This window comes from Variovorax sp. KBS0712 (assembly GCF_006323185.2).
GTDB classification, from domain to species: Bacteria; Pseudomonadota; Gammaproteobacteria; order Burkholderiales; family Burkholderiaceae_C; genus Variovorax; species Variovorax boronicumulans.
Genome location: NZ_VCCD02000001.1, coordinates 872,082 through 891,870, shown reverse-complemented (window position 1 = coordinate 891,870; position 19,789 = coordinate 872,082). Strand labels below are relative to the sequence as shown.

Here is a 19,789-nt window from a genome sequence, read left to right as displayed (position 1 = left end):
CACACCCATGCAGAACAAGGCACCCACCTCCTCGTCGCAAGACATCCGCATCCAGGCCGCCGACGGCAGCGGCAGCTTCGGCGCCTACCTGGCCCTGCCGCGCGGCGGCGCCGGCCCGGGCCTCGTGCTCGCGCAGGAAATCTTCGGCGTCAACAAGACCATGCGCGACGTGGCCGACTACTACGCCGAGGAGGGCTACGTGGTGCTCGTGCCCGACCTGTTCTGGCGCCAGCAGCCCGACGTGCAGCTGGGCTACACGCCCGACGACTGGCAGCGCGCCTTCGCGCTGTACCAGGGCTTCGATGAAGCGCTTGGCATGCAGGACATGCAGGCCGCCATCACCGCGCTGCGCCAGCGCCCCGAGGTGCCCGGCGGCAAGGTCGGCGTGCTCGGCTTCTGCCTGGGCGGCAAGCTCGCCTACCTGGCGGCCTGCCGCACCGACGCGGACGTGGCGGTGGGCTACTACGGCGTGGGCATCGACGCCGCGCTCGACGAGGCCGACCGCATCCGCTGCAAGCTGGCGCTGCACGTGGCCGAGCTCGACGGCTTCTGCCCGCCCGAGGCGCGCGACCGCATCGTGCAGACCCTGCGCGGCCGGCCGAACGTCGAGGTGCACGTGTACCCCGGCGTCGACCACGCCTTCGCACGTGTGGGCGGCGAGCACTTCCACCGTGCCTCGGCGCTCATGGCGCACGAGCGCAGCGTGGCCGCGCTGAAGTCGGCCATCGGCCCGAACTACGACCTGGCGGCGCTGTGGGACAAGCACTGCGAGTACGAGTTTGGCACCCGCAACGTCGACGACACCATGGGCACCATGGTGGCCGAGCCCTACGTCAACCACATCCCGACCATGACCGGTGGCGTAGGCTACAAGAACCTGCACGCGTTCTATACGAACCACTTCGTCAACAGCAACCCGCCCGACACCTCGCTGGTGCCGATCTCGCGCACCGTGGGCGCGACGCAGGTGGTCGACGAGATGCTGTTCTGCTTCACCCACACCACCGAGATTCCGTGGATGTTGCCCGGCGTGGCGCCCACCGGAAAGCGCGTGGAGATCCCGCTGCTCGCGGTCATCAAGTTCCGCGGCGACAAGCTCTACCACGAGCACATCTACTGGGACCAGGCGAGCGTGCTGGTGCAGGTGGGCCTGCTCGATCCGGCGCTGCTGCCGGTGGCGGGCGTGGAAACGGCGCGCAAGCTGCTCGACGAGACGCTGCCGTCGAACACGCTGCTGACGCGCGCTTGATGCGAACCTGATGCGTCCGCGCGGCGAAGCTGCCGCGCGGGACGCGGCGGGCTTCTCAGACCGTCATGCCTTGTTCGACGTCGAGCGTCTTGCGGCGCGCCATGGCCAGGTTCGACTTGGTCTTGTCCAGCACCAGGTAGACGAACAGGCCTTCCTTCTTCTGCATCGGGCGGATGATGTGGTACTGCTTGCCGAGCGTGATCAGCATGTCTTCGATGTTGTCGTTCAGGCCGAGGTCGCGCATGGTGCGCAGCTTGGCGCGGACCACTTCGGTGTTGCCGGCGGCGGCCACCTCGAGGTCGACGCCCGAGCCGATCTGGCCCAGGATCATGCCGCTGCTCGAATCGACCAGCGCCGCGCACAGGGCGCCGTCGCAGGTCATCAGGTCGTCCATGGATTGCTTGATATTTGCCATCGAAATCTTTCCTAGTCCTCGCCCCTGAAAGTCGGCGGCCACCCGGGCGAAGGGAATGGGCGGCTGCCGGTGTCGAACGGGTGTGGTGCGCCGGCGCCCGGCGTCAGGCGTGCTGCAGCAGCTGCGTTGCCTGTTTCGCGAAGTAGAGGACCTGGCCGATGATGGCTTCGCGGCTGGTGACCACGCTCACGATCAGCGTCATCTCGGGATGCCGGGCCTGCAGCATCAGGATGTGGCCGTGCGTGGCCTCGATCGCCACGTTGTCGCAGTGGCCCAGCTGGCTTTCCTCGCCGGCCACGGCGCCCAGCGCGGCCAGCGAACTGGCGATGGCCGACAGGCGCGCGACCTGCGCGGTGTTCTCGACGCGCGCGGCCAGCTCCAGGCCGTCTTCGGTCGAGATCACCACGGCCTTCACGCCCTTGATTTCCCGCATCAGGGTGTCGATGGCCGATTCCGCTGCAAGCCTGATTCTTGGAGTGATGTTCATTGCTGCCTGAATGGAAGGAAAAGGAGAAAAAGAGGGGCGTCCTGCGTTCAGACCTCGAGCTGGAGCAGGAGCAGTTCCAGCAGCTGCACGACCTGCTGCGCATCGGTGACGTTGGCCGGCAGCACCGGGCACACGACGCCCTTGGCCTCCATGCGCCGGGCGTAGGCGTCGATGCCGGGGCTCGGGTGCGCTTCCATGCGGCCCACGGCCACCACGCAGGCGGTCTGCGCGATGAGCTCGGCGAAGCCGTCCAGGTAGATGTCCAGGTCGGCCAGCGGATCGGGGCGGCTGTTGTCCACCAGGATCACCACGCCGAGCGCGCCGCGCCCCAGGATGCGCCACATGAAGTCGAAGCGCATCTGGCCGGGCGTGCCGTACAGGCGCAGCTTCTCGCCGTTGTCGAGCGTGAGTTCGCCGTAGTCCAGGCCGACCGTGGTGGTGGCCTTGGCCACCGAGGTGTCGCTGTTGCGCACGTCGGTGCTCACGGGCGGGATCTCGCTCACGCCGGCGATGGCCGTGGTTTTGCCGGCGCCCATGGTGCCGGTGAAGAGGATCTTGTGTTCTACGGTCATTGAGGGCCTGACGGCAGCAAGCCGAGTCGGTTCCTGATGCGTGCGAGCAGGCCGGGCTGCACGGTGTCGCGGGCGGGTGCCGGGAAGCGGCTGTCGGGAAAGACGCTGTCGGGGGCCGAGGCCGCCACCAGCGCGCCGGGGGGCGCGGCGCGTTCGAGCAGGCCGGCGCGCTGCAGGTCGGCCAGGAAGTCCGCGCACTCCTGGCGCGTGGCGGGCGAGCGCTGCTGCAGCGACAGCACCGACGCCGGCCGGTTGGACATCAGCGTGGCCAGGCGCAGGCGGATCGGCGCTTCGAGCACCGCCGCGGGCGGCCAGCGCAGCATGCGGAACTCTTCGTGCTCGCCGATCGGCACCTCGGTCATGGCCAGCCCCAGGCCGCGGGCGTGGACGACCATCGCGCCGAGGCGGTTGAGCGCCACTTCCAGCGCATCGGTGTGCAGCGGCAGGGCCAGGAAAGGGCCGCGTTGCGGGTCGGCATGGGCGACGGTCAGCGTGGGCACCGCCGGTTGGGGCGAGGCGGCTGCGAGGGCGACTTGGTCGCCGACGACCCGCAGGTCGGCCTGTTCGGCCTTCCACGACCAGTTCTGGTGCGTGCGGTGGTCGAGCAGCCGGATCAGCGACTTGAGCAGCACTTCTTCGCGGTGCGGCAGCCCTTCGACGCTGTAGCTCAGCAGGGCGCGTTGACTTTTGGGAACGGTGTTAACGGCCGTCATGCAGCCTCCGCACCACCGTGCCCATCGGCCGGCCGCTGTGGGGTGTTGCGTTCAACCGCATCGAAAACACCGATTGGAGGCGGCATCGCCGTTCTTTTTGCAACTTAAGCACTCACTGTAAGAAGTTGGACGGAGACGCCGATCGCAACGCTGGCTGGGAGAACTAAAGTGTTTGTTTGGAGGTGGCGTCAAAAATATAACACTTGTTGCAAATAAAAACACAAGATTACGAACAACTGTTTTCAGTGGGTCGCGGACGCGACAAAGCCTCGCGTGCCGCAGCGCGGCGCGCGAGGTTTCAGGGAGGGGGCGGTGAAAGCGGCGGGCGGGGAGAAGGGCGCCCGCCGGGGCGTCAGTGCGCCAGTTGGGCCTGCAGCTCGGCCACTTGCCGGCGCAGGTCCGCGTTCTCGGCCGTGAGCTCGGCCACGCGCTGTTGCAGTTGCTGCACGGCGTCGAGCGCCGCCGGTTCGGCGCCTTCTTCGGTTTCGGGCGCGGCCTCGCGCGGCTTGCGCTTGGCCTCGCGCACGCGCTTGGCGGCCTGCTTCAGCTCATCCTTGCCGGCGTTGGCGGCCGACACCTGCTCTTCGGCGGGCAGCGAGGCGACGGCCGCGGCCGTGTTGATCGAGATTACGCCCGACTTCACGGCCGCCACCAGTTCGGGCGCAGCCTGCTTCTGGATCTTCTCGATCATCACGACCTGGCTGCTGCTCAGGCGCGCGGCGCGGGCGATGGCCTCGCGGCTGTTCAGCGGCACGGGCGGCGGCAGGGCCTCGTCGGAAGTGGGAGTGGAGGTCGAAGCCGGGGCGTCATCGACGTCGAAGGGCGGGTCGTCCGCCGTGGTCGGGGTGGTCGGTGTGGCGGCGGTGCTGCGGGCGCGGCGCTCGTCCACGATGTCCTTCTTGCGCAGCGCCAGCACGCCGCGCAGGTAGTCCGAGATGCTGCGGCGGCCCAGGTGCTGGTCGATCATCCACAGGTGCACGTCCTGCAGCGTCTTGAAGCGCGTGTTCTGCACGGTCTGGAAGGGCAGGCCGTGCTTCTGGCAGATGCCGTAGCGGTTGTGGCCGTCCACCAGCACGTCGCCCCACAGCACCAGCGCGTCGCGGCAGCCTTCGGTGAGGATGCTGCGTTCGAGGGCTTCGTACTCCTCCGGCGTCAAGGGATCGATATAGGCTTTGAGTTCTTCGTTGACGACGATGTTCATGGGTACGGGTGCGATGTAAGGGGCGGAATTTTAGGTGTCTCGGTTTCGGCGGCTCGCACGTCTAGACAAGGAGAGAGACGAGAAGGCGCCACCGGGAAAAACAGGGCCGTCTTGCGTCATCAAATGGTAATAGTTCTTATTTGCATCTTTGCCCTTGAACACTTCAGGAGTACCCATGGATCTGTCGCTTTCCCCGTCCGCGCCCACGCTGGGGGAGGTCTTCATCGCGAACCGTGCCCAGCTCCAGCGCGTCGCGCAAAAGATCGTCCGCACCGCTGACCTCGCAGACGAAGTGCTGCAGGACGCCTATCTGAAGCTCGCCGACGGCGCTTCGGTGCGCGATGTCCGCAAGCCGCTCGGCTATTGCTGCCAGGTGGTGCGCAACGTGGCGGTCGACTACCACCGCCACCATTCCGTGGAGGCGAGCTACCGCACCTACTGCGACGACGTCGAACTCGTGAGCCCGCCCAGCAGCAACGACGCGCCCGACCGCGTGCTCGGCGGCCGGCAGGCGCTGGTGGCGATCGACCGCGTGCTCGAAGCGCTGCCGGCGCGCACCCGCCTCGCGTTCGAACTCAACCGCCTCAGTGGCCTGACCCAGCGCGAGATCGCCACGCGCCTGGGCTGCTCCGCCACGCTCGTGAACTTCATGATCAAGGACGCCGACGCCGCCCTCGAAAGTTGCCGCTACCTCGTGCAGGCCGCCTGAGTTTTCCGACGCACCGCATCGGCGCTACGATGGCCGCCGATGAGCAGCAGCAACGACACGCAACGCGACCCCACCTGGCAGACCGCCTGGACGTGGGTTCGCCGCCAGCACGCCGGCGAGGGCGCGCTCGACGCCGCCGCGAGCGCCGAGCTCGCGCAATGGCTCGCCGCCGATCCCGCCCATCGCCAGACCTATGCTGAGGCGGCCCGCCTCTGGCAGCTCGTCGGCCTGGTGCCGCCCGCGCATGACGTCCCTTCGCAGGACGCCGAAGACGCGGCCCGCTGACCGGCCCCCTCTTTTTTCGCCCCTCCCACAGCGGCCTCGTCGCAGCGCAGCCATGCGCGGCTTTGATGCATGCGGGACTAAACACCCAGCCTCGCGGCGCGTCTTGTATCGCAAGGGCAAACCCTGCCCGTCATTGCACTTACCAAGAGGACCGCCCATGTCTACCAGCTGTTTCGACCGCGAGGACGAGACCTTCATCGTGCTCGTCAACCACGAAGCGCAGTACTCCATCTGGCCGCACTGGAAGGCCGTGCCCGGCGGCTGGACCGCCGTCGACGGCGTCAAGGGCGACAAGAAGACCGTGCTCGACTACGTCGAAGCCCAGTGGACCGACATGCGCCCCAAGTCGCTGCGCGACTGGATGGCCGCGCAGCAGTCGCAGCAGCAACCCGACAACGCCTCCGCCTGACGCGCATGCAGGCCTCGCTGCCCCTGCTGTGCCTGCCCTGCGCGGGCGCCAGCGCCACCATGTACCTGCGCTGGCGGCGTGCGCTGCCGCGCTGGATCGAGGTCGTGCCGGTCGAGCTGCCGGGCCGCGGCGGGCGCTTGGGCGAACACTTCGTCGACGACTTCGATTGCATGGTCGCGCAGCTGTGCGCCGAGCATGAAGGCCTGCTGCGCGGTCGCTACGCGCTCTTCGGTCACAGCATGGGCGCCTTGCTCGCCTGGGGCATGGCGCAGCACCAGCGGCAACAGCACCGCCCGCTGCCGGATGCGCTGATCGTCTCCGGCAGCGCAGCACCGTCGCAGCGCGACCCCGACCGCTTCCTCGACATCACCGACGACGCGGCCCTCATCGCCGACCTGCGCAAGCAGGGCGGCACGCCCGACGAACTCTTCGACAGCCCCGAGCTGCTGCGCATGACGCTCGACACCCTCGGCGCCGACTACCGCCTGTGCCGCAGCTTCGTGCACACCGACCCCGCGCCGCTGCCCGTGCCGTTGCATGTGCTGGCCGGCCGCCAGGACGACATCGCCCCGTGGCGCATGCAGGCCTGGGCCGCCGAGACCGCGCATGCGCGCTTCACGCTCGAGGGGTTCGAGGGCGGCCACTTCTTCATCCGCCAGCACGAGACCTCCGTGCTGGCCGCGCTGGCGCGGCACCTCGCGCCGGCGGTGATGGCGGCAGGAGGCGTCGATGCGGCTCGTGCCCTGGCATGACCCGTTGCCGCCGGGCATCGCGTTGCACCGCCTGGACCTGGACCTCGCGGCGGAGGACGGCGATGCCTGGCCCGACCTCACGCCCGACGAATGCGCACGCGCCAGCCGCTTTGCCCGCCGTGCCGACCGCGTGCGCTTCGCCCACACCCGCGCCGCCGTGCGCCGCCTGATCGCGCAGCGCCTCACCTGCCGTCCGGCGGAGGTGCCGCTGCGCGCTGACCCACACGGCAAGCCCTTCGTCGAAGCTGGCAGCGACAACGCCGTGCCCCTCTTCAACATCTCGCACGCCGGCGATCACGCGCTCATCGCGCTGGCCGACCCGGCGCGCGTGCGCTGCGTCGGCGTCGACATCGAAGCCTGCGCGCGCGACCTCATGGCCGACGCCGATGCGCTGCTCGCCATGGCCTTTACCGCGCGCGAGCAGCGCGAGATCCGCAGCGACGCCGACCTGCCACACGCCTTCTACCGCCGCTGGGTCGGCAAGGAGGCTGTGTTGAAAGCCGCCGGCGTCGGCATGGCCGAGCACCTGCAAAGCATCGGCATTCACCCCGACGCCCACGGCGCGCTTGCCGTCGACTGCGCCGTGCCCGCGTGGGCCGGCATCGAAGCGATGGCGCTGTCCGCGCCGCCGGGCTATGCCGCCGCGCTGGCCTGGCACACCAAGGAACAACCCCTGTGAACCCGATGCATCCCGTGGACTTCGTGACCCACCTGCGCAGCCTCGCCGCGCAGCGCCCCGACGACATCGCCTTGATCGCCATCACCGACCGTGACGGCAGCGCACTCGACACGCCCATCAGCTACCGCACGCTCGATGCGCGCGTGCGCGGCCTTGCGGCGCACCTGCAGCAGGCCTTCGCACCCGGCGGCCGCGCACTGATCATGTTGGACAACAGCGACGACTACGTCGTGAGCTTCTTCGCCTGCCTCTATGCGGGCCTCGTCGCCGTGCCGGTGTTCCCGCCCGAGTCCACGCGCAAGCGCCACCTGGGCAAGCTCGAGGGCATCGCCGCCGACGCGGGCGCCTGCTGCGTGCTGACCCACGCCGCCATCCGCGACGCGATGGCGGGTGTGGCCGACGCCTTCGCGCAGGCCACGCTCATCGCCGTGGACGAGATCGATGCCGCCGGCGCCGACGCATGGCGCCCGCACACGCCGGCCGCCACCGACATCGCCTTCTTGCAGTACACCTCCGGCTCTACCTCGGCGCCCAAGGGCGTCATGGTCACGCACGCCAACCTGATGGCGAACATGCGCGCGATCGAAGAGGGCCTTTCGGTCTGCACGAGCGACACCTTCGTCACCTGGCTGCCGCTGAACCACGACATGGGCCTCATCGGCGGCCTGCTGCAGCCGATGCACCGCGGCGCCGTGGTGGCGCTGATGTCGCCGCGCTACTTCCTCGAGCGCCCCGTGCGCTGGCTCGAAGCCGTGTCGCGGCTGCGCGCCACCGTCAGCGGCGGGCCCGACTTCGCCTACCGCCTGTGCCTGGACCGCGTGTCCGACGCGCAGTTGCAAAGGCTCGACCTGTCGTCGTGGCGCCTCGCGTTCTCCGGCGCCGAGCCGGTGCGCGCCGACACCCTGCGGTCGTTCCAGCAACGCTTCGCGCCCGCAGGCTTTCCGGCCGAGGCGGTCTACCCCTGCTACGGCCTCGCCGAATCGACGCTCTTCGTCACGGGCGGGCACCGCGGCGCCGGCATGGTCGCGCACGCCTTCGACAAGGCGCGCCTGGCGCAAGGCGCCGTGGTGCGCGACGAGGGCGGCGCCATGCTCGTGGGCTGCGGCCGCAGCGTCACGCACCACGCGGTGCGCATCGTCGACACCGCCACGCTGAGCGTGTGCGCCGATGGCGCCGTCGGCGAAATCTGGGCCTCGGGCCCGAGCCTGGGCAGCGGCTACTGGAACAAGCCCGAGGTGTCGCAGAAGACCTTCGTCGAGCACGACGGCACGCGCTGGCTGCGCACCGGCGACCTGGGCTTCGTGCACGACGGACAGCTCTATGTGGCCGGCCGCATCAAGGACATGATCATCGTGCGCGGCCACAACCTGTACCCGCAGGACATCGAGCGCGAAGTGGAGCGCGAGGTCGAGGCCGTGCGCAAGGGCCGCGCCGCGGCCTTCGCGGTCGAGGGACCGGAAGGCGAGGGCATCGGCCTCGCGGCCGAGGTGTCGCGCAGCATCCAGAAGCTGGTGCGGCCCGAGGTGCTGGTCGAGGCGCTGAGCGCGGCCGTGAGCGAACAGTGCGGCGAGCCGCTGTCGGTCGTGATGCTGCTCAACCCGGGCGGCATGCCCAAGACCACGAGCGGCAAGCTGCAGCGCGGCGCCTGCCGCCAGGGCTGGATCGATCGCACGGCGGACGCCTATGCGATCTACGCGCACGGTGCTTTCGTGCTCGGCGGCAGCGCCCCCGCAGTCGACACAACCGAAGCCGCGCTCGACGACGTCGAGCAGGCCCTCGCCACGATCTGGCACGAGGTGCTGCGCCGCCCTGTCGAACGGCCGCTGGTGCGCGACGCGCACTTCTTCACCCACGGCGGCAACTCGCTCGCCGCCACGCAGGTGGCCGCGCGCATCGGCGAGCGCTGGGACGTCGACTTCCCGCTGCGCGCGCTGTTCGAACAGCCGCGCCTGGGCGACCTCGCGCGCGAACTGCGGCGCGTGCGGGCGCTCGGCCAACGCCGCGCGCACCAGCCGATCCCGGCCCTGCCGGCCGAGCGCCGCACGGGGCCGCTCGCACTGTCGCATGCGCAGGCGCGCCAGTGGTTCCTCTGGCAGCTCGATCCGAAGAACAGCGCCTACCACGTGGGCGTGGCGCTGCGCCTGTCGGGCGTGCTGGATGCCGACGCAATGAAGGCGGCGCTTGAAGGCCTGCTCGCGCGCCACGAGAGCCTGCGCACCGTGTTCCGCACGGCGGCCGACGGCACGGTCGGTCAGCAGGTGCTGCCGACGGCGCCCCTGGCCCTGGCCCACGTCGATCTTCGCGCGCTGCCGGACGGCGACCGTGAGGGCGCCGCCGCCGCGCAGGCGCGCAAGCTCCAGGCCGAGCCCTTCGACCTCGTGGCCGGCCCCGTGCTGCGCGCCGCCTGGCTCCAGCTCGGCGACGCGCACCACATCCTCGCGATCGTCACGCACCACATCGTGTCCGACGGTGCCTCGCTGCAGGTGCTGCTCGACGAGTTCGGTACCGCCTATGCCGCACACGCGAAGGGCGAAACGCCGTCGCTCGCCACGCCACTGATCCAGTACGCCGACTACGCCGCGTGGCAGCGCGACTGGCTCGCCGCCGGCGAGGCCGAACGCCAGCTGGCCTACTGGCGCACCCAGCTCGGCAGCGACCATCCCGTGCTGGCCCTGCCCACGGACCGCCCCCGCCACGCGGTCGCCAACTACCGCGCGGCCTCGCACGCTTTCGACCTCGACGCGGCCCTCGTCGCCCGCCTGCACGCCACCGCGCAGGCGCATGGCGCCACGCTGTTCATGGTGCTGCTCGCGGGCTTCCAGGCACTGCTGCATCGCTACACGGGTCAGCCCGACGTGCGCGTGGGCGTACCGGTCGCCAACCGCCACCGCCCCGAGACCACGGGCCTCATCGGCTTCTTCGTCAACACGCAGGTGCTGCGCGCCACGCTGAGCGGCCGCACCCCGTTCGCGCAACTGATGGCCCAGACCCGCGAGGCCGCGCTCGGCGCGCAGGCCCACCAGGACCTGCCGTTCGAACAGCTCGTGGACGCCCTGCAGCCGCAGCGCAGCCTGAGTCACAACCCGCTGTTCCAGGTGATGTTCAACCTGTTGCGCGAAGACACGGCCGTGCTGCGCGGCCTGCCGGGCCTGGCGGTCGACGAGTACCGCATGGACGACAGCGCCGCGCAGTGCGAACTCGCGCTCGACATCCGCGAGCGCGCCGACGGCCAGGTGCGCGCGGTCTTCACCGCGGCGGCCGAGCTGTTCGACGAGGAGACCGTCGCGCGCATGGCCGTGCACTACCGTGCGTTGCTCGACGCGCTGACGGCCGACCCGGCCCGCGCCATCGGCGATGCGCCGTGGCTCGCTGCCGAAGAGCAGGCGCAACTGCACACCTGGGGCACGGGCCCATCGCCCGCATCCGCCGCGACACCCGCGCATCGCCTGTTCGAGGCGCACGTCCGCCGCGCACCCGATGCCATCGCGCTGATAGCCGGCGACACCGAACTTTCCTACGCCGCCCTCGACCGCCGCGCGAACCGGCTCGCGCACCGCCTGCTGCGCCAGGGCGTGCGGCCCGATACGCCAGTCGCCGTGGCCGTCGATGCCCCAATCGACCGCGTAGTCAGCCTGCTCGCCGTGCTGAAAGCCGGCGGCACCTACCTGCCGATGGACCCGTCGCACCCGCCGCAGCGGCTGTCGGAGTTGCAGGCCGACAGCGGCGCCGCGCTGCTGCTGACCGGCAGCCGCAGCACCGTGGGCAGCTCCGTCGCGCGCCTCGAAGTCGATGACGCATCGCTGGACGACGAACCGAACGAGGCCCCGCAAGTCGCGCTGCACGACCACCACCTGGCTTACGTGATCCACACCTCCGGCACGACCGGCTGCCCCAAGGGCGTGGCGGTCGCGCACGGCGCGCTGTCGATGCATCTGCAGGCCATGGCCGACACCTGCGGCTTCACGGCGAGCGACCGTTCGCTGCAGTTCGCGCTGCCGCATGTCGACGCCGCCATCGAACAGTGCCTGCTGCCGCTGACCACCGGCGCCGCGCTGGTGCTGCAGCCGCAATGGTGCTCGCTCGCCAGCGAACTCGATGCCCTGCTGCAGCGCCACCGCGTCAGCGTGGTTGACCTGCCGCCGGCCTATGCGCGCCAGCTGCTGCAAGACCAGCCGCCGTTCCAGCACGCCGTGCGCCTCGCGCTCTTCGGCGGCGAGGCCTGGACTGGTGAAGACCTCGCGCTGGTCCGCCGCGTGCTGCACTCGGCACGCGTCGTGAACGCCTACGGCCCGACCGAAGCCGTGATCACGCCGACCCTGTGGTCCGCCGACGCCGAGGCCATCGTGAAGGGCTACGCCCCCATCGGCCGCCCGGTCGGCCGCCGCACCGCCCACGTGCTCGACGCCGACCTGCAGCCCGTGCCGCAGGGCGTGCCCGGCGAGCTGTACCTCGGCGGCGACGGCCTCGCGCGCGGCTACCTCGGGCGTTCGGCCCTGACGGCCGAGCGCTTCGTCGCCGATCCGTTCGATGCGGCGGGCGGTCGCCTGTACCGCACCGGTGACCTCGTGCGCTGGCGGACCGACGGTCAGCTCGAATACCTCGAGCGCCTAGACCACCAGGTGAAGGTGCGCGGCTTCCGCATCGAACTCGGCGAGGTCGAGGCGCGCTTGCGCGAGCAACCCGGCGTGCGCGAGGCACTGGTGTGCCTGCACGACGGCGCGACCGGTCCGTCGCTCGTCGCCTACGTCGCCCCCGCGGCGGGCGCATCGCTCGACGCGACCACGCTCAAGACCCAGCTGGCGCAGGCGCTGCCCGACTACATGGTGCCGTCTGCATTGATGGTGCTCGACAGCTTCCCGCTCGGCGCCAACGGCAAGGTCGACCGCCGCGCATTGCCTGCCCCGGCCGTCGCCGGAGCACAGGGCTACGAAGCCCCTCGCGGCGACGTCGCGCAGACGCTGGCCGCGATCTGGGCCGAACTGCTCAAGGTCGCGCAGGTCGGCCTGCACGACAACTTCTTCGATCTCGGCGGCAACTCGCTGTTCGTGATCCGCATGCACCGGCTGGTGGAAGACCGCCTGCAGCCGGGCTTGGCGGTGGTCGACCTCTTCAAGTACCCGACCGTTGGCGCGCTCGCCCGCCACATCGAGCAGAAGGGGCGCGGCCCCGCCGCTGCCTCCGACGACGCCGCGCAGGCGAAGCAGCGCGCGCAGCAGCAACGCGCCGCCCTGCTGCAACGCCGCCGACCCACGGAAAGAACCCTCTGATGCACGCGCAAGACGACACCCCGCTTTCCCCTGACACCACGGGCCTCGAGATCGCCATCGTCGGCATGGCCGGCCGCTTTCCCGGCGCGCCCGACGTGGACGCCTTCTGGCGCAACATCCGCGACGGCGTCGAGTCGGTCACCGTCTTCAGCGACGACGAACTGCGCGCGCGCGGCGTGCCCGAGCGCGCACTGGCCGATCCCGACTACGTGAAGGCCGGCGTGCTGTTCGACGGCTTCGACCGCTTCGACGCCGGCTTCTTCGGCTACTCGCCGCGCGAAGCCGAGCACCTCGATCCGCAGCAGCGCATCTTTCTCGAGTGCGCCTGGGAGGCGATGGACCACGCGGGCTGGCCGACCGGCCAGAAGGGCGGGGCGCCGGTCGGCGTCTACGCGGGCGACGGCCCCAACCTCTACCTCATGAAGCACCTGCTGCCCGCCGTCGGCATCGACGCGGGCACCGGCATCGCCGACATGCTGGGCCTCATGAGCGGAAACTCCGCCGGCTCGCTGTGCACGCGCGTGGCCTACAAGCTCGACCTGCGCGGCCCGGCCCTGAGCGTGCAGACCGAATGCTCGACCTCGCTGGTGGCCGTGCACCTGGCCTGCCAGGGCCTGCTGAGCCACGACTGCGACATGGCGCTGGCCGGCGGCGTGTGGCTCAACCTGCTGCAGGACGGCGGCTACCGCTACCAGAACGGCGCCATCCTCTCGCCCGACGGCCACTGCCGCGCCTTCGACGCCCAGGCCGCGGGCACGGTGATCGGCAGCGGCGCGGGCATCGTCGTGCTGCGCCGGCTGGCCGACGCGCTGCGCGACGGCGACACCATCCACGCCGTCATCAAGGGCACGGCCGCCAACAACGACGGCGCCGACAAGATCGGCTTCACCGCACCGAGCGTGCAGGGCCAGGCCGGCGCGATCCGCGCGGCGCAGCTGATGGCCGACGTGCCCGCGCACACCATCGGCTATGTCGAGGCGCACGGCACGGGCACCACGCTGGGCGACCCGATCGAGCTGGCTGCGCTCACGCAGGCCTTCCGTTCGGACGGTGGTGATGGCGGGCGCTGCGGCTACTGCGCCATCGGCTCGGTCAAGACCAACATCGGCCACCTCGACGCGGCGGCCGGCGTGACGGGGCTCATCAAGGCGACGCTGGCGCTGCGCCACCGCACGCTGCCGCCGAGCCTGCATTTCGAGCAGCCGAACCCGCAGATCGATTTCGCGAACAGCCCGTTCCGCGTGAACACCGAGGCGCGCCCGTGGCCCGAGGGCGATACGCCGCGCCGCGCGGGCGTCAGCTCCTTCGGCATCGGCGGCACCAACGTGCACGTCGTGCTGGAAGAGGCGCCACCCGTGGCCACGGCCACCGCATCGGCCGGCTGGCAGGTGCTGCCGCTGTCGACCCGCAGCGCGTCCGCGACGCGGCAGGCCGCGCAGCAACTGGCCGATCACCTGCGCGCGCACCCCGCGCTGCCGCTCACCGACATTGCCCACACCCTGCAGGCGGGCCGCCGCGCCTTCGAGCACCGCAGCGCCGTGGTGGCCGACCACGCCGAAGGGGCCGTGCAGCTGCTCTCGGCGGGCGAGGGCCTGGCCGTGCGCGCCGCGCCCGCGCAGGCGCCCGAGGTGCTCTTCCTCTTCCCCGGTGGCGGCACGCAGCACGCCCAGATGGGCCGCGCGCTCTACGAGGACGACGCGGCCTTCCGCGACGACATCGACCGCTGCTGCGCGCTGCTGGAACCCGAGCTGGGTTTCGACCTGCGCACCGTGCTGTTCCCCGCGCCCGGCGGCGAAGCCGAGGCCGACGCGCGGCTGTTCGACATCGCACTCGCGCAACCCGCGCTCTTCGTCGTCGCGTACGCGATGGCGCAGTGGTGGATGCGCCGCGGCGTGCGGCCCGCCGCGATGATGGGCCACAGCCTGGGCGAGTACGTCGCCGCCTGCCTGGCGGGCGTGTTCCGCCTCGAAGACGCGCTGCGTGTCGCGGCCCTGCGCGGTCGCCTGCTGCAGTCGATGCCGCCCGGTGCGATGACCGCCGTGCCGCTGTCGCAGGCCGCGCTCGCGCCCTTCCTGGCGCCGGGCTGCGACCTTGCCGCCGCCAACGCTGAACAGCTGTGCGTGATCTCCGGCCCGCGCGAAGCGGTCGAGGCCGCCGAGGCGCGGCTGCGCGCGGCGGGGCACCTGCCGCGCCGGCTGCATGTGTCGATCGCTTCGCACTCGGCGATGACCGAGCCGCTGCTCGCGCCGCTCGAAGCGCTCATCGCTTCGGTGCCGCGCCGGCCGCCGACGATTCCCTTTGTCTCGAACGTCACGGGCCAGCTCATCACGCCCGAAGAGGCCATGAGCCCCGCCTACTGGGCGCGCCACCTGCGCGGCACCGTGCAGTACGCCGACGGCGTGGGCACCTTGCTGCAGGTGCCGGGCCGCGTGCTGCTCGAAGTCGGTCCCGGCGAAACGCTGGCGGGCCTGGCGCGCCAGCATCCGCTGGCCGACACCGCCGCCGGCGTGCTCGCCAGCCAGGCGCATCCGCAGCAGCAGGCACGCAATGCGCAGCAGATCGCGCAGACGCTGGCCCAGCTGTGGGTGGCGGGCGTGGACATCGACTGGGCCGCCTGCCGCGCGGGCGCCGCGCGTCGGCGCGTGCCGCTGCCGGCGTACCCGTTCCAGCGCCGCCGCTACTGGGTCGAAGCGTCCAGCGCTGCGAAGGCGCCGCAACGAACCAACGCTGACGCGTTCTATGTGCCCTCGTGGCAGCGCACGGAGCCGCTGGTCGTCGTGCCTTCGACCGATACCGGCGGCTGCCTGCTCGTGCTCGGAGACAGCCGCAGCCTCACGGGCCACCTCGTGCGCCAGCTGCGCGCGCAGGGCCGCACCGTGGTGCTGGCCGAGCGCGGCAGCGCCTTCGCGCGCACGGCCCACGGCCACTGGACGCTGCGCCCCGGCGCGCGCGACGACCACGCCCGCCTGCAGGCCGAGATCGCCGCCGACTTCGGCGCCATCGGCGGCATCTACCACCTCTGGAGCCTCGACGAGGCGCTGCCCGCGCAGCAGCCGCAGGCCGAGCTGCTCGAGCGCAGCTTCTTCAGCCTGCTCGCGCTCGTGCAGTCGCTCGACGCGGGCGACCGCACGCTGCCGCTGGCCGTCGTCGCCAACCAGCTCGAAGACGTCACCGGCACCGAGCCGCTGTGCCCCGAGAAGGCCACGCTGCGCGGCATCGGCAAGGTGATCGGCCAGGAATACCCGCGCGTGCACTGCCGCGTGATCGATGTGGTGCTGCCCGCGCCCGAAAGCGATGCCGAAGGCCGGCTGGTCGCGCAGATCGTGGCCGAGGCCGCGGCACTGCAGGCCGAGCTCGGCGAACCGCTGGTGGCCTGCCGCGGCGCGCACCGCTGGATCAAGACCTACGAACCCGCGACGCTGACCGCTGCTGCGCAACCGCGCCTGCGCCGCGAAGGCGTCTACCTCGTCACCGGCGGCCTCGGCGGTGTCGGCCTCGCGCTGGCGAAGCACCTGGCCGTGCACTGGCAGGCGCGGCTGGTGCTGCTGGGCCGCACGGCGCTGCCGGCGCGCACCGAATGGCCCGCACTGGTTGCGGCCAGCAGCACGCCCGCCGCGCTGAAGCTGCGGCTGCAGCAACTGCTCGAACTCGAAACGCTCGGCGCCCAGGTGCTCACCGTGTCGGCCGACGTGTCCGATGCCGACGCGATGCGCGCGGCCCTCGCGCAGGCCAATGCCCGCTTCGGCCCGCTGCACGGTGTCGTGCATGCCGCTGGCGATGCGGGCGGCGGCATGATGGCCGGGCGCACGCGCGCTCAGGTCGACACCGTGTTCGCGACCAAGGTGCGCGGCACGCGCGTGCTGTTCGACGCGCTGCGCGGCCAGCCGCTGGACTTCGCGCTGCTGTGCTCGTCCATCTCCAGCGTGGCCGGCGGCCTGGGCATGAGCGACTACGCCGCCGCCAACGCCTACCTCGACGCCGTGGCCGTCGCGCACGAACGGCTCGGCGCATTCCCGGTGTTCTCGGTCAACTGGGACGCCTGGCGCGGCCTGGGCATGGCCGCGCACATGGACGTGCCCGACGACATCGGCATGGACGGCCCCGAAGGCGCGCGCGTCTTCGAGCGCATCGTCAACGGCCCGGTGCGCGCGCAGACCGTGATCTCGACCACCGACCTGGCCACGCGCCTGGGCCCGCTCGACAACGGCATGCTCGACCTGCTCGGCGACGAGGCACCGGCCGCCGCCGCAGGCGCGGCCCATCCCCGGCCCGCGCTGCAGACCCCGTTCGTCGCGCCGCAGGGCGAGGTCGAGACCGCGCTCGCCGCGCTGTGGACCGAGCGCCTGGGCATCGCGCCCATCGGCGTGGACGACAACCTGTTCGAACTCGGCGGCGATTCGCTCGTTGCCATCCAGTTGCTGTCGCGCGTGCGCAAGCGCTACGCGACCGAACTGCACCCCAGCGAGTTCTTCAAGGCGCCGACCATCGCCGGCCTGGCCGCGCGGCTCGGTGTCGCCTCGACCGCCACTGCGCCGCAGCGCAGCGCGATGGAGATCACGCCCGTCGCGCGCGGCGGCACGCTGCCGCTGTCGCCGATGCAGCGCCGCCTCTGGCTGGTCGACCGCCTCACCGACGCCGCCAACCGCAGCGGCCGCGCGGCCTACAACATGTCGGCCGGCCTCGCGCTGCACGGCGAGCTCGACATCGGCGCGCTGCGCGCCGCCATCGACGCCATCGTGGCGCGCCACGAGGTGCTGCGCACCGTGTTCACCGAGGACGACGACGGCGAGCCGATGGCCGTCGTGCGCCCCGGCGCGCCGCTCGACATTCCTGTGATCGCACTCGACGACGACGCGCGCTACGGCCCATTGTTCGACGAACTGGTGCGCGCACCGCTCGCGCTGGCCGAGGGCCCGCTCATCAAAGCCACCGTCGTGCGCATGGCCGCGCGCGAGCATGTGCTGGTGCTCGTGGTGCACCACATCGTGTTCGACGGTTGGTCGATCGCCGTGTTCGCACGTGAGCTGGCCGCGTTCTACGAGCGTGCGCGGCGCGGCCAGCCGCTCGAACTGGCACCGCTGCCCGTTCAGTACGCCGACTACGCCGCCTGGTATGCGCGCGCGCTGGCCTCCGACGGCTTCGCGCCCAAGGCCGCGTTCTGGCGCAAGCGGCTGGCGGGCGCACCACAGACCTCCGGCATCAAGCCCGACCTCCAGCGCCCCGCTGTGCCCACGCATGCCGGCGACTCGGTGCGGCTCACGCTCTCGCCCGCGCTGTCGCAGTCGCTGGCCGCGCTCGCGCGGGCGTCGGACACGTCGCTGTTCACGCTGCTGCTGTCGTCGTTCTTCCTGTTCTTCCACCAGGCCTCGGGCGCCGACGACATCGTCATCGGCACCGATGTCGCGGGCCGCGGCCACCCGGACCTCGAAGGGCTGCTCGGCTTCTTCGTCAACGTGGTGCCGCTGCGCTCGCGTCGCACGAAGGGAACGACCGATTTCGCGCAATGGCTCGCCGCCACCAAGGCCGACACCCTGGCCGCGATGGACCACCAGGACGTGCCTTTCGACCGCATCGTCGAGCTGTCGGGCGTGCCGCGTGCACGCGACCGCAACCCGCTGGTACAGGTGCTCTTCGTGCTCCAGAACACACCCGAGATCCGGTTCGCCATCGAAGGCGCCGAGGTCGAGGTGCTGCCCCAGCAGATGAACGAATCCAAGTTCGACCTGGCGGTGTTCGCCAGCGAACACGACGGCGCGCTCACCGCCGAGTGGGTGTTCGCCACCGACCTCTACCGGCGGGAGACCGTCGAAACCTTCACCGCTTCGTGGCATGCGCTGCTGGAGCGGATCGTCGCCACACCCGGCCAGCCGATCGACGCGCTGGCCCCCATGCCCTCGGAGGAATCCATCGCCATGACAAACGCTCCCAACGTCCGCCCGGCCTCGAAACTGGACAAGCTCGGCAAACTTGGAAAGCTCGACGCCCTGGGCGCCGGCCGCGCCCCCGTGCGCGCCGCCGCGCGGCCCGCCGTGCAGACCTCGTTCCTGAAGCCCGGCGCCGAATTTCCCATCGTGCTGCAGGCCACCAGCCCCGAGCTCGACACCGTGGCCTGGGCCAAGGGCCAGGCCGACTACATCGAGATGCTGGTCGCCAGGCACGGCGGCATCCTGTTCCGCGACTTCGGCCTGAACACGCCGCAGGACTTCGAGGCTTTTGCCGAAGCCATCGAGCCCGAGCTGTACGGCAGCTACGGCGACCTGCCGAAGAAGGAGGGCGGAAAGAAGACCTACCGCTCCACGCCGTACCCCGAGCGCCAGATGATCCTGTTCCACAACGAGAGCGCGCACCTGGACCGCTGGCCGCGCAAGCAGTGGTTCTTCTGCGAGCTGCCGTCGCCCGTGGGCGGTGCCACGCCCATCGTCGACTGCCGCGAGATGCTGCGCCGCCTGCCCGCCGAGGTGGTGGCCGGTTTCGAGCGCAAGGGGCTGCAGTACGTGCGCACCTTCACGCCCGGCCTGGACGTGAGCTGGCAGGACTTCTACAAGACCGATCACCGCGAGGACGTCGAGGCGCGCCTGGCCGCCGCCGGCATCGAATGGCGCTGGTTCGACGGCGACACGCTGCAGACGCGCACCCGCTGCCCCGCCGTGATCCGCCACCCGCTCACCGGCGAGCGCGTGTTCTTCAACCAGGTGCAGCTGCACCACGTCGCCTGCCTCGAGCCGCAGGTGCGCGAAGACCTGCTGGCCATGGGCGGTGTCGAGCGCCTGCCGCGCCACGTGACCTACGGCGACGGCTCGCCCATCGCCGACGAGACCATGGCCATCGTTGGCGAGGCCTACGAGGCCTGCGCCGTGCGCTTCGACTGGCGCCAGGGCGACGTCGTGATGCTCGACAACATGCTCGCCGCCCATGCACGCGACCCCTTCGAGGGCCCGCGAAAGATCGTGGTGGCGATGGGCGCGATGTTCGACCGCGCCGCGCTCGACGACGGCGCGCGTGGTGCCGAGTCCCGCCTGGCCGACGAACAAGGCGCCTGAACGAAATGACG

13 protein-coding genes are annotated in these 19,789 nt (G+C 71.0%); 8 read left to right on the top strand and 5 right to left on the bottom strand.

Annotated features, from left to right (window positions below; translation table 11 throughout):
* Positions 1 to 7 precede the first annotated feature (7 nt).
* Complete coding sequence (locus FFI97_RS03915) at positions 8 to 1,249, top strand: dienelactone hydrolase family protein (protein WP_144004366.1); 1,242 nt, start codon at positions 8 to 10, stop codon at positions 1,247 to 1,249.
* Between the two features lie 55 nt (positions 1,250 to 1,304).
* Here FFI97_RS03915 and FFI97_RS03910 read toward each other — a convergent pair whose 3' ends face one another.
* From FFI97_RS03910 to FFI97_RS03890, 5 genes are all read right to left on the bottom strand, one after another.
* Positions 1,305 to 1,664 carry a hypothetical protein gene (locus FFI97_RS03910; protein WP_062469909.1) on the bottom strand — a complete coding sequence of 120 codons (360 nt, stop codon included), beginning with the start codon at positions 1,662 to 1,664 and terminating at the stop codon, positions 1,305 to 1,307.
* A gap of 103 nt (positions 1,665 to 1,767) precedes the next feature.
* Positions 1,768 to 2,151: a roadblock/LC7 domain-containing protein gene (locus FFI97_RS03905; protein ID WP_062469906.1), complete on the bottom strand. Its 384-nt coding sequence runs from the start codon at positions 2,149 to 2,151 to the stop codon at positions 1,768 to 1,770.
* 47 nt (positions 2,152 to 2,198) lie between these two features.
* The gene (locus tag FFI97_RS03900) at positions 2,199 to 2,723 is read right to left on the bottom strand and encodes a GTP-binding protein (protein ID WP_139706695.1); all 525 of its coding nucleotides are present in this window, start codon (positions 2,721 to 2,723) and stop codon (positions 2,199 to 2,201) included.
* Positions 2,720 to 3,436, bottom strand: a complete 717-nt coding sequence (locus tag FFI97_RS03895) for a hypothetical protein (protein ID WP_139706693.1) — start codon at positions 3,434 to 3,436, stop codon at positions 2,720 to 2,722. Before FFI97_RS03895 ends, FFI97_RS03900 begins: the two co-directional genes overlap by 4 nt.
* A 352-nt stretch (positions 3,437 to 3,788) precedes the next feature.
* Positions 3,789 to 4,637, bottom strand: coding sequence for a plasmid replication/partition related protein (locus FFI97_RS03890; RefSeq protein ID WP_139706691.1), 849 nt, complete (start codon positions 4,635 to 4,637; stop codon positions 3,789 to 3,791).
* Positions 4,638 to 4,812: 175 nt separating this feature from the next.
* Here FFI97_RS03890 and FFI97_RS03885 point away from each other — a divergent pair, with 175 nt between their 5' ends.
* The 7 genes from FFI97_RS03885 to FFI97_RS34270 all read left to right on the top strand — a co-directional run bounded on the left by FFI97_RS03885 (position 4,813) and on the right by FFI97_RS34270 (position 19,778).
* Entirely contained in the window at positions 4,813 to 5,346 is a 534-nt protein-coding gene (locus tag FFI97_RS03885; RefSeq protein ID WP_139706689.1) for a sigma-70 family RNA polymerase sigma factor, read from the top strand.
* Between the two features lie 39 nt (positions 5,347 to 5,385).
* On the top strand, positions 5,386 to 5,631 hold the full coding sequence (locus FFI97_RS03880) for a FecR/PupR family sigma factor regulator (RefSeq protein ID WP_139706687.1): 246 nt from the start codon (positions 5,386 to 5,388) through the stop codon (positions 5,629 to 5,631).
* Between the two features lie 157 nt (positions 5,632 to 5,788).
* Entirely contained in the window at positions 5,789 to 6,040 is a 252-nt protein-coding gene (locus FFI97_RS03875) for an MbtH family protein (protein ID WP_139706685.1), read from the top strand.
* Positions 6,041 to 6,045: 5 nt separating this feature from the next.
* On the top strand, positions 6,046 to 6,792 hold the full coding sequence (locus FFI97_RS03870) for a thioesterase II family protein (protein ID WP_139706682.1): 747 nt from the start codon (positions 6,046 to 6,048) through the stop codon (positions 6,790 to 6,792).
* Positions 6,770 to 7,471, top strand: a complete 702-nt coding sequence (locus tag FFI97_RS03865; RefSeq protein ID WP_139706680.1) for a 4'-phosphopantetheinyl transferase family protein — start codon at positions 6,770 to 6,772, stop codon at positions 7,469 to 7,471. Before FFI97_RS03870 ends, FFI97_RS03865 begins: the two co-directional genes overlap by 23 nt.
* 5 nt (positions 7,472 to 7,476) lie before the next feature.
* Positions 7,477 to 12,738: a non-ribosomal peptide synthetase gene (locus FFI97_RS03860; RefSeq protein WP_139706699.1), complete on the top strand. Its 5,262-nt coding sequence runs from the start codon at positions 7,477 to 7,479 to the stop codon at positions 12,736 to 12,738.
* Positions 12,738 to 19,778: a type I polyketide synthase gene (locus FFI97_RS34270; protein ID WP_144004365.1), complete on the top strand. Its 7,041-nt coding sequence runs from the start codon at positions 12,738 to 12,740 to the stop codon at positions 19,776 to 19,778. The genes FFI97_RS03860 and FFI97_RS34270 overlap by 1 nt, the downstream gene beginning before the upstream one ends.
* Positions 19,779 to 19,789 lie beyond the last annotated feature (11 nt).

Coding starts and splice junctions, on each gene's coding strand:
- FFI97_RS03915 (WP_144004366.1), top strand. CDS start 8: ATGCAGAACAAGGCACCCACCTCCTCGTCGCAAGACATCCGCATCCAG.
- FFI97_RS03910 (WP_062469909.1), bottom strand. CDS start 1,664: ATGGCAAATATCAAGCAATCCATGGACGACCTGATGACCTGCGACGGC.
- FFI97_RS03905 (WP_062469906.1), bottom strand. CDS start 2,151: ATGAACATCACTCCAAGAATCAGGCTTGCAGCGGAATCGGCCATCGAC.
- FFI97_RS03900 (WP_139706695.1), bottom strand. CDS start 2,723: ATGACCGTAGAACACAAGATCCTCTTCACCGGCACCATGGGCGCCGGC.
- FFI97_RS03895 (WP_139706693.1), bottom strand. CDS start 3,436: ATGACGGCCGTTAACACCGTTCCCAAAAGTCAACGCGCCCTGCTGAGC.
- FFI97_RS03890 (WP_139706691.1), bottom strand. CDS start 4,637: ATGAACATCGTCGTCAACGAAGAACTCAAAGCCTATATCGATCCCTTG.
- FFI97_RS03885 (WP_139706689.1), top strand. CDS start 4,813: ATGGATCTGTCGCTTTCCCCGTCCGCGCCCACGCTGGGGGAGGTCTTC.
- FFI97_RS03880 (WP_139706687.1), top strand. CDS start 5,386: ATGAGCAGCAGCAACGACACGCAACGCGACCCCACCTGGCAGACCGCC.
- FFI97_RS03875 (WP_139706685.1), top strand. CDS start 5,789: ATGTCTACCAGCTGTTTCGACCGCGAGGACGAGACCTTCATCGTGCTC.
- FFI97_RS03870 (WP_139706682.1), top strand. CDS start 6,046: ATGCAGGCCTCGCTGCCCCTGCTGTGCCTGCCCTGCGCGGGCGCCAGC.
- FFI97_RS03865 (WP_139706680.1), top strand. CDS start 6,770: ATGCGGCTCGTGCCCTGGCATGACCCGTTGCCGCCGGGCATCGCGTTG.
- FFI97_RS03860 (WP_139706699.1), top strand. CDS start 7,477: ATGCATCCCGTGGACTTCGTGACCCACCTGCGCAGCCTCGCCGCGCAG.
- FFI97_RS34270 (WP_144004365.1), top strand. CDS start 12,738: ATGCACGCGCAAGACGACACCCCGCTTTCCCCTGACACCACGGGCCTC.